1 rRNA gene (running past one end of the window) is annotated in these 1,758 nt (G+C 57.1%); it reads left to right on the forward strand.

Features of this window, described 5'->3' with window-relative positions:
* Window positions 1-58: 58 nt before the first annotated feature.
* Window positions 59-1,758 (forward strand): 23S ribosomal RNA (locus tag ACIQBL_RS48040); its annotated part runs 1,383 nt beyond the window's last position; the annotation flags it as partial.

The following is a 1,758-nucleotide window of genomic DNA, read 5'->3' on the forward strand; positions in this document are numbered from 1 at the left end:
GTGTGTGACGGGTGGTTGGTCGTTGTTTGAGAACTGCACAGTGGACGCGAGCATCTGTGGCCAAGTTTTTAAGGGCGCACGGTGGATGCCTTGGCACCAGGAACCGATGAAGGACGTGGGAGGCCACGATAGTCCCCGGGGAGTCGTCAACCAGGCTTTGATCCGGGGGTTTCCGAATGGGGAAACCCGGCAGTCGTCATGGGCTGTCACCCATACCTGAACACATAGGGTATGTGGAGGGAACGCGGGGAAGTGAAACATCTCAGTACCCGCAGGAAGAGAAAACAACCGTGATTCCGGGAGTAGTGGCGAGCGAAACCGGATGAGGCCAAACCGTATGCGTGTGAGACCCGGCAGGGGTTGCGTATACGGGGTTGTGGGATCTCTCTTTCACAGTCTGCCGGCTGTGAGACGAGTCAGAAACCGTTGATGTAGGCGAAGGACATGCGAAAGGTCCGGCGTAGAGGGTAAGACCCCCGTAGTCGAAACGTCAACGGCTCGTTTGAGAGACACCCAAGTAGCACGGGGCCCGAGAAATCCCGTGTGAATCTGGCGGGACCACCCGCTAAGCCTAAATATTCCCTGGTGACCGATAGCGGATAGTACCGTGAGGGAATGGTGAAAAGTACCGCGGGAGCGGAGTGAAATAGTACCTGAAACCGTGTGCCTACAAGCCGTGGGAGCGTCGCGCATTGAGTTTACTCAATGCGTCGTGACTGCGTGCCTTTTGAAGAATGAGCCTGCGAGTTTGCGGTGTGTTGCGAGGTTAACCCGTGTGGGGAAGCCGTAGCGAAAGCGAGTCCGAACAGGGCGGTTTAGTAGCGCGCTCAAGACCCGAAGCGGAGTGATCTAGCCATGGGCAGGTTGAAGCGGAGGTAAGACTTCGTGGAGGACCGAACCCACCAGGGTTGAAAACCTGGGGGATGACCTGTGGTTAGGGGTGAAAGGCCAATCAAACTCCGTGATAGCTGGTTCTCCCCGAAATGCATTTAGGTGCAGCGTCGTGTGTTTCTTGCCGGAGGTAGAGCACTGGATAGGCGATGGGCCCTACCGGGTTACTGACCTTAGCCAAACTCCGAATGCCGGTAAGTGAGAGCGCGGCAGTGAGACTGTGGGGGATAAGCTCCATGGTCGAGAGGGAAACAGCCCAGAGCATCGACTAAGGCCCCTAAGCGTACGCTAAGTGGGAAAGGATGTGGAGTCGCAGAGACAACCAGGAGGTTGGCTTAGAAGCAGCCACCCTTGAAAGAGTGCGTAATAGCTCACTGGTCTAGTGATTCCGCGCCGACAATGTAGCGGGGCTCAAGCGTACCGCCGAAGTCGTGTCATTCATACAATAGGGCCAACGCCTGTATGGATGGGTAGGGGAGCGTCGTGTGCCGGGTGAAGCCGCAGCGGAAGCTAGTGGTGGACGGTTCACGAGTGAGAATGCAGGCATGAGTAGCGATACACACGTGAGAAACGTGTGCGCCGATTGACTAAGGGTTCCTGGGTCAAGCTGATCTGCCCAGGGTAAGTCGGGACCTAAGGCGAGGCCGACAGGCGTAGTCGATGGATAACCGGTTGATATTCCGGTACCCGCTGTGAAGCGTCAAACATTGAACCAGGCGATGCTAAGTCCGTGAAGCCGTTCCGGACCCTTCGGGGAATGGAAAGTGGTGGAGCCGACGGTCCAGACCTGTAGTAGGTGAGTGATGGGGTGACGCAGGAAGGTAGTCCATCCCGGGCGGTGGTTGTCCCGGGGTAAGGGTGTAGGGC

Origin of the sequence: Streptomyces sp. NPDC088350 (genome assembly GCF_044753545.1) — a bacterium.
Classification (GTDB): Bacteria; Actinomycetota; Actinomycetes; order Streptomycetales; family Streptomycetaceae; genus Streptomyces.